7 protein-coding genes and 1 rRNA gene are annotated in these 7,835 nt (G+C 56.8%); 5 read left to right on the top strand and 3 right to left on the bottom strand.

Going from position 1 to position 7,835, the window contains the following annotated elements:
* Positions 1–132 precede the first annotated feature (132 nt).
* Positions 133–248, top strand: a 5S ribosomal RNA gene (gene rrf, locus QOL81_RS23740).
* A 72-nt stretch (positions 249–320) separates the two neighbouring features.
* On the opposite strand, the gene mobB is transcribed toward rrf, so the two are convergent.
* On the bottom strand, positions 321–839 hold the full coding sequence (gene mobB / locus QOL81_RS23735; RefSeq protein ID WP_060425412.1) for a molybdopterin-guanine dinucleotide biosynthesis protein MobB: 519 nt from the start codon (positions 837–839) through the stop codon (positions 321–323).
* Positions 836–1,426: a molybdenum cofactor guanylyltransferase MobA gene (gene mobA, locus QOL81_RS23730; protein ID WP_060441435.1), complete on the bottom strand. Its 591-nt coding sequence runs from the start codon at positions 1,424–1,426 to the stop codon at positions 836–838. Before mobA ends, mobB begins: the two co-directional genes overlap by 4 nt.
* A 148-nt stretch (positions 1,427–1,574) precedes the next feature.
* On the opposite strand from mobA, the gene QOL81_RS23725 reads away from it, so the two are divergent.
* From QOL81_RS23725 to dsbA, 3 genes are all read left to right on the top strand, one after another.
* Entirely contained in the window at positions 1,575–1,844 is a 270-nt protein-coding gene (locus QOL81_RS23725; protein WP_004931268.1) for a YihD family protein, read from the top strand.
* Between the two features lie 98 nt (positions 1,845–1,942).
* On the top strand, positions 1,943–2,929 hold the full coding sequence (locus QOL81_RS23720) for a serine/threonine protein kinase (RefSeq protein WP_060441436.1): 987 nt from the start codon (positions 1,943–1,945) through the stop codon (positions 2,927–2,929).
* 29 nt (positions 2,930–2,958) lie between these two features.
* Positions 2,959–3,582: a thiol:disulfide interchange protein DsbA gene (gene dsbA / locus QOL81_RS23715; protein WP_004931264.1), complete on the top strand. Its 624-nt coding sequence runs from the start codon at positions 2,959–2,961 to the stop codon at positions 3,580–3,582.
* Between the two features lie 43 nt (positions 3,583–3,625).
* Here the strand turns inward: dsbA and yihG are convergent, their stop codons facing one another.
* Positions 3,626–4,522, bottom strand: coding sequence for a 1-acylglycerol-3-phosphate O-acyltransferase, YihG family (gene yihG, locus QOL81_RS23710; RefSeq protein ID WP_015379457.1), 897 nt, complete (start codon positions 4,520–4,522; stop codon positions 3,626–3,628).
* Positions 4,523–5,019: 497 nt separating this feature from the next.
* On the opposite strand from yihG, the gene polA reads away from it, so the two are divergent.
* The gene (gene polA / locus QOL81_RS23705; protein ID WP_070913806.1) at positions 5,020–7,818 is read left to right on the top strand and encodes a DNA polymerase I; all 2,799 of its coding nucleotides are present in this window, start codon (positions 5,020–5,022) and stop codon (positions 7,816–7,818) included.
* Positions 7,819–7,835: the final 17 nt, after the last annotated feature.

Genomic DNA, 7,835 nt, shown 5'->3' with positions numbered 1-7,835 from the left:
ACTAATGATCCGTGAGGCTTAACCTTACAACACCGAAGGTGTTTTGGTGAGACCAAGACAATATTCAGCTTGTTTACAGATTGGTTCTGATGGCGGCACGAGAGTGGCGCGGTTGGAATGAAACAGAATTTGCCTGGCGGCAATAGCGCGGTGGTCCCACCTGACCCCATGCCGAACTCAGAAGTGAAACGCCGTAGCGCCGATGGTAGTGTGGGGTCTCCCCATGCGAGAGTAGGACACTGCCAGGCATCAAATAAAGCCGAAAGCCCTGAACTGACGTTCAGGGCTTTTTGCTATGCGTAAAACGCAAAAAAGCGCAGCTACGCTGCGCCGTTCAACCACTCGACAATAAAATCGGCGATGCTTTCCGGTTGATTGAGATCCAATTGCTTAGCCGCGATGGATAGCGGCCGATCGCTGGCTACCGCCACGACAAACTGATCCAGCATGCCTTCCAACGGTCTGCCGATCTCAGCCCGATAAAGCAGGATCTTGCTGACCGGCTCATGTTTGAACCCTTCCACCAGAATCAAATCGACCTTATCGGCATCAAAACGTTCTGCCAGGTAGCGCAGGTCCAAAGGTTGTTGTTCCGGCGTTTCGGTCATTAATGCCCAGCGACGATCGCTGGCGACCAGCGTTTGGTCGGCACCCGCTTTGCGCAGCTCATAGCTGTCTTTGCCCGGCGTATCCACATCCATGTCATGATGCGTATGCTTTATCAACCCAACCCTCACCTGGCGCTGTTTCAGCATCGGGATCAACTGTTTGAGCAGGGTGGTTTTTCCCGTTCCACTATAGGCACCGATGGCCAGTAAGGGGGGCAATGAACGATTCATTTCTTTAGCTCGCGTGCTTGCTGCCAATTCCGGCAGTCTTCCGGCGTATTCAGGTTATGAAATGCCGCTTGTTGACCGCTGAACACCACGCGTTGTGCGTTAATCTGATGCAAGAACAGCATCAGCTTGCGTTCACCCCGCGTCAGATAGTCAGCCAGCTTCGGCGCTGTTTGGGTATGCAATAACGCCAGCGTAGGGTGATCTCGTTCACCATCGCTGGCAAAGGCCGCTGGCGCTGCGCCTTTTTGCTGCCATAGCTGCGCGACTAAGTCGGCGGGAAAGTCGGGGACGTCACAAGGGACGAAGGCCACCCACTCGTTGGGAGATTGCTTGAGCCCGGCGAGCATCCCGGCCAACGGCCCGGCGAAATCGGGCGTCAGATCGCCAATCACCGGCAAACCGCTCGCCTGGTAGCGTGCCTGATTGCGGTTGGCGCTGATGGCGACGGAAGCCACCTGCGGCCGTAACCGGGCCAGAACATACTGATAGAGTGCGATACCGCCAATCGACACCAGGCCTTTATCCTCACCGCCCATGCGCGTGGCTCGCCCGCCGGCCAAAATTACGCCGCTGATTTCTTTATGCATCTCGTTTATCCCGCCTTGTCGATGCGCTGATTGTAGCGCTAAAGCCGGCGTGACATCAGGATTTACCTTTATTGACAAGCCGGTTCTTTCACTGCGTGGGTAAGCCTGTTACTTTGTGAGTTTATTCATGCTATTGGACGATATTGAGATGAAAACGCATCGCGTAAATGAGTTGATCGAGCTGTTGCACCCGGCCTGGCAGGAAGATCCCGATCTCAATTTGATGCAGTTTTTGCAAAAACTGGCGAAGGAAGCGGGCTTCCAGGGCGAGTTGTCCGAGCTGAGCGATGATATTCTTATTTACCACCTGAAAATGCGCGGCAGCGCCGGCACGGATCAGATCCCGGGCCTGAAGAAAGATTACGAAGAAGATTTTAAAACGGCGCTGTTGCGCGCTCGCGGGGTTATTAAGGACTGACCTTCGTGCGGTGCGAGAAAGCATAGCTCGTGAAACGCGCCATTAATGCTACTATTTCTCATTCCCGGCACCGTGCTGTCAGCGATCAAACGAACGTTATGAATAACTCTGCTTTTAATTTCGACACTCTGTCGCCCGACTTGATTATGGACGCGCTAGAAGGGGTTGGCCTGCGCGTCGACTCCGGTCTGACGGCGCTGAACAGCTACGAGAACCGCGTCTATCAGTTTATGGACGAAGATCGCCGGCGCTACGTGGTGAAGTTTTACCGCCCGGAGCGCTGGAGCGCTGCGCAGATCGGTGAGGAGCACCAGTTCGCTCTGGATCTGGCGAAGGCGGAGATCCCGGCGGTAGCGCCGTTGGCGTTGCAAGGCGCTACGCTGCATACGCACGCTGGGTTCTTCTTTACCCTGTTCCCCAGCGTGGGCGGGCGGCAGTACGAGATAGACAACCTGGATCAGTTGGAATGGGTGGGTCGCTTCTTGGGGCGTATCCATCAGGTCGGTGGTGAGCGTTTGTTCGCCGAGCGGCCGACGATGGGGGTTGAAGAGTATCTCACCGCCCCGCGTCAGGTGTTGGCCGGTTGCGAGCTGTTGCCGGTAGCGCAGCGTGAGGGGTTCCTGCAGGCGACGGATAACCTGATCGCGGCGATCAAGCCGCACTGGCATCTGAACTGGCAGCCGCGCCGTTTGCACGGTGATTGCCATCCGGGCAATATTTTGTGGCGCGACGGCCCGCTGTTCGTCGATCTTGATGACGCACGTAATGGCCCTGCGGTGCAGGACTTGTGGATGCTGCTGCACGGCGAACGCCGCGATCAACTGATGCAGTTGGACGTCTTGCTGGAGGCGTACGGTGAATTTGCCGAGTTCGATCAGCGTGAGTTGGCGTTGATCGAGCCGCTGCGGGCGATGCGCATGGTGTATTACCTGGCCTGGGTCGCCCGCCGTTGGCAGGATCCGGCCTTTCCTAAGAGTTTTCCGTGGATGGTGGAGTCTGATTTCTGGTTGTCTCAGACTGCGGCCTTCACCGAGCAGGTTAAGCTGTTGCAGGAGCCTCCTCTGCAGCTGACGCCAATGTATTGAAGCTTTAACACAATGGAGAGTTTAGTCTTATGAAAAAAATATGGTTGGCGCTCGTTGGCATGGTGATGGCATTCAGCGCCTCGGCGGCACAGTTTAGCGATGGCGCTCAGTACGTGACCCTGGACAAGCCGGTGACCGGCGAGCCGCAGGTGCTGGAGTTCTTCTCCTTCTACTGCCCGCACTGCTACCAGTTCGAGCAGGTCTATCACGTGTCTGAAAACGTGAAGAAGGCCTTGCCTGCCGGCACCAAAATGACCAAGTACCACGTGGAGTTCCTGGGGCCGTTGGGCAAACAGCTGACTCAGGCATGGGCGGTTGCGATGGCGCTGGGCGTGGAAGACAAAGTAAGCCCGCTGATGTTTGAAGCGGTACAGAAAACCCAGACCGTGCAAACGCCGGACGATATCCGTAACGTCTTCGTGAAAGCGGGCGTGACCGCCGCTGATTATGACGCGGCCTGGAACAGCTTCGTGGTGAAATCTCTGGTGGTTCAACAGGAGAAAGCCGCGGAAGATCTGCAGCTGCGCGGTGTGCCGGCGGTATTCGTGAACGGCAAATACATGGTTAAAAACGATGGCCTGGACACCAGCTCGATGGACGCGTACGTGAAGCAGTTCGCCGACGTGGTTAAATTCCTTAGCCAGCAGAAATAAGCCTGATTCAGCATGAAAAACGCCGGCATTGCCGGCGTTTTTTTTACCCGTATTGCCGCTTCAATTTATCCAGCAACCGATCTTTTTCCTGCCACAGCGTATTCAGCCACAGCTGGAAGCGCCGCTTGAACTGTTTGTCGTTGAAGTAGTCCCCGTGCAGGGTTTCATCGATCGGCAGCGTTTCTATTCTTACCACGATACGCGTCAGCCGCCCACACAGCATATCCATAAAGGGCCGTTGGTTATTTTCCGGATAGAGCAGGGTAACGTTCAACACTTTGTCGAACTGATTGCCCAGTGCGCTGAGCGTAAACGCAATGCCGGCGGCTTTGGGCGCCAGCAAATTGCGATACGGCGAATTGCTTTTAATTTTCTTGGCTTCCGTGAAGCGCGAACCCTCGACGAAATTGACGATGGTGGTTGGACGCTGACGGAATTTTTCGCAGGAACGGCGCGTCGTTTCGATATCCTTGCCGCGTTTCTCCGGATGCTTGAGTAAATAGGCGCGGGAGTAACGTTTCATGAATGGCATGTCCAGCGCCCAACAGGCCAGACCGACAAAAGGCACCCAGGCTAACTGTTGCTTGAGGAAGTACTTATTCATTGGAATATGATTTCTGAACAGCACGCATAATACGACAATGTCCGACCAACTTTCGTGGTTGCTGATCAGCAGATACCAGTTTTTTCGATCCAGCCCCTCCAGCCCTTCAATATCCCAACGCAATTGCCCGTTAATGCGCAATAACAGGGCCAGCCCCTGACACCAGCACCACATCATGAAATCGGCAAAAGCCGAGATATATCGCCAAACGGCGGGAATGGGCACCAGGAGTTTCACGATGCCGGCCAGCGTGATGGGGATGGAGCACAACACCGTCACCAGAATCGTGAGTATGACGGAAATGATAAAGATAACAGGCGTTAACAATCTTGGCATGGTTATGGGCTGACGGTTGTTGAGAACATCGTTGCATGCCGAAGCGCATGAACAAAAACATATTTTAACAGAAATCGCCGGGGTAAAGCGCCGCTAAAAATGACTGTTTTTCGTCTCATCGGATAACCATTTGCTGAGTTTTCGTGCAACTTTCCCAGCTTGTGCTAGGGTAATTGAGGCGCCGAATTTGATTAATAGTGCGATTAAAATCCGGCGAAAGTTATATCCACAAATCCAATAAAAGCCAGTAATAAAGCGTCGCCGGAATTCGTTCTTTTAACGCGGTGATTTAAATAGGAATTTTATTCGCCGTTATAACGATAATCGGAGCGTTATAATTCGGTCTCTTTTCTATGCACAAAGTTATCCACAGGTAAGATCTTGCGGATCCTCACGCCCCATCACATCATTTTCGTCCGTAATGCACGCTAAGGTTCGTCTCCGGCGGCCAGCTATGGCATGCTTACCCCTATGTCCGATCACGATAAAGAAACGCTATGGCCCAGATTGCAGAAAACCCACTAATCCTGGTTGACGGTTCCTCCTACCTCTACCGCGCTTATCACGCCTTCCCGCCGCTGACTAACTCGGCGGGCGAGCCGACCGGCGCGATGTACGGCGTGCTGAATATGCTGCGCAGCCTGTTGCTGCAGTATCAACCGAGCCACGTTGCCGTGGTGTTTGATGCCAAAGGGAAGACTTTCCGCGATGAGCTGTTCGCCGAATACAAGTCGCACCGGCCGCCGATGCCGGACGATCTGCGAGCGCAGATCGAGCCGTTGCACAGCATGGTCAAGGCGATGGGCCTGCCGCTGCTGGTGACGCCCGGCGTTGAGGCGGACGACGTTATCGGTACGCTGGCGCTGGAGGCCGAAAAGGCCGGCCACGCGGTGCTGATCAGCACCGGCGACAAAGACATGGCGCAGCTGGTGACACCGAACGTCACCCTGATCAACACCATGAACAACACGATCCTCGGCCCGCAGGAAGTGTGCGACAAGTACGGTATTCCGCCGGAGCTGATCATCGACTTCCTGGCGTTGATGGGCGATTCATCGGACAACATTCCCGGCGTGCCGGGCGTGGGCGAGAAAACCGCCCAGGCGTTGCTGCAGGGCATCGGTGGGCTGGATGCCTTGTACGGCAATCTGGAGAGCATCGCCACGCTGAGCTTCCGCGGTGCCAAAACTATGGCGGCCAAGCTGGAGCAGAATAAAGAGGTCGCGTATCTCTCCTATAAGCTGGCGACGATCAAAACCGACGTCGAGTTGGATCTGACCTGCGCTGAGCTGACGGTGTCCGAGCCGGATGTCGATACGCTGCAACAGCTGTTCAAACAGTACGAGTTCAAACGCTGGCTGGCGGACGTGGAAGCCGGCGTATGGCTGGAAAACAAGAAAGGCGCGGGTGCGAAAGCTGCCGGCGCTGCCAAACCGGCCGCCGCGGCGGAAGCGCCGAAGGCGCTGGCGGAGGCCAAGCTGTCCCAGGAGGGGTATATCACTATCCTGGATGAAGCGACCTTTACCGACTGGCTGGCGCGGCTGAAAAAGGCCGACGTGTTTGCCTTCGATACCGAAACCGACGGCCTGGATACCCTGACCGCCAACCTGATCGGCCTGTCCTTCGCGATCGCACCGGGCGAAGCGGCTTATTTGCCGGTGGCGCACGATTATCTGGATGCCCCGCCACAGCTGGATCGCGCCTACGTGCTGGAAGCGCTCAAGCCGCTGCTGGAGGACGATAAAGCGCTGAAGGTCGGGCAAAACCTGAAGTTCGATATGAGCCTGCTGGCGCGCTACGGCATTGAGATGCGCGGTATCGCCTACGACACCATGCTGGAGTCCTATGTGCTGGACAGCGTCGGCGGCCGTCATGATATGGACAGCCTGGCCGATCGTTATCTGGGCCACAAAACCATCACCTTCGAAGAAATCGCCGGCAAGGGCAAGAACCAGCTGACGTTCAACCAGATCGCCCTGGAGCAGGCGGCGCCTTACGCTGCCGAAGACGCGGATGTCACGCTGCAGCTGCACCTGGCGATGTGGCCGCAGCTGAAGCAGAGCGCAGAGCTGCTGACGGTGTTCAACGAGATTGAAATGCCGCTGCTGCCGGTGCTCTCGCATATTGAACGCACCGGGGTGCTGATCGATCCGGCCATTTTGTCGGCCCACTCCCAGGAGCTGGCCAAGCGTCTGGCGGAACTGGAGGCGCAGGCCCATGAGCTGGCGGAAGAGCCGTTCAACCTGGCGTCGACCAAGCAGCTGCAGGCTATCTTGTACGAAAAACAAAAGCTGCCGGTGCTGAAGAAAACCCCGGGCGGGGCGCCCTCCACTAACGAAGAAGTGCTGGCCGAGCTGGCGCTGGACTACCCGCTGCCGAAGGTGATCCTGGAATACCGCGGCCTGGCGAAGCTGAAGACCACCTATACCGACAAGCTGCCGCTGATGATCAATCCGGTCAGCGGCCGGGTGCATACTTCGTATCATCAGGCGGTGACCGCGACCGGGCGTCTCTCCTCGAGCGATCCGAACCTGCAGAACATCCCGGTGCGCAACGACGAAGGGCGACGCATTCGCCAGGCCTTTATCGCGCCGGAAGGTTACCGCATCGTCGCGGCCGACTACTCGCAGATCGAGCTGCGCATCATGGCGCATCTGTCACAGGATGAAGGGCTGCTGAAGGCCTTCGCCGAAGGGAAAGACATTCACCGCGCCACGGCGTCGGAAGTCTTCGGCGTGCCGTTGGATAAAGTGACCGGCGAACAGCGCCGCAGCGCCAAGGCGATTAACTTCGGTCTGATTTACGGCATGAGCGCCTTCGGCCTGGCGCGTCAGCTGGGGATCCCGCGTGGGGAAGCCCAGCGCTATATGGATCTGTACTTCGAGCGTTACCCGGGCGTGCTGGACTACATGGAGCGTACCCGCCAGCAGGCTTCCGAACAGGGCTATGTCAGCACGCTGGATGGGCGCCGCCTGTATCTGCCGGACGTCCGCTCCAGCAACGCCATGCGCCGCAAGGCGGCCGAGCGTGCCGCCATCAACGCCCCGATGCAGGGCACGGCGGCCGATATTATCAAGCGTGCGATGATCGAGGTCGACGCCTGGCTGCAAGGGCAGGAGAAGCCGCTGGTGCGCGCGATCATGCAGGTGCACGATGAATTGGTGTTTGAGGTGCACGAGTCGGTGATCGAAGAAGCCAGCCAACGTATCCGCCAATTGATGGAGGGCAGCATGACGCTGGCGGTGCCGTTGAAGGTCGACGTGGGCGTCGGCATGAACTGGGATGAGGCGCACTGATCGCCAGTTTATCGCCG

It is taken from the genome of Serratia sp. CC22-02, assembly GCF_900182895.1.
GTDB lineage: Bacteria > Pseudomonadota > Gammaproteobacteria > Enterobacterales > Enterobacteriaceae > Serratia > Serratia nevei.
The sequence above is the reverse complement of the archived record's forward strand: the minus strand, read 5'-3'. Positions and strand labels throughout refer to the sequence as shown.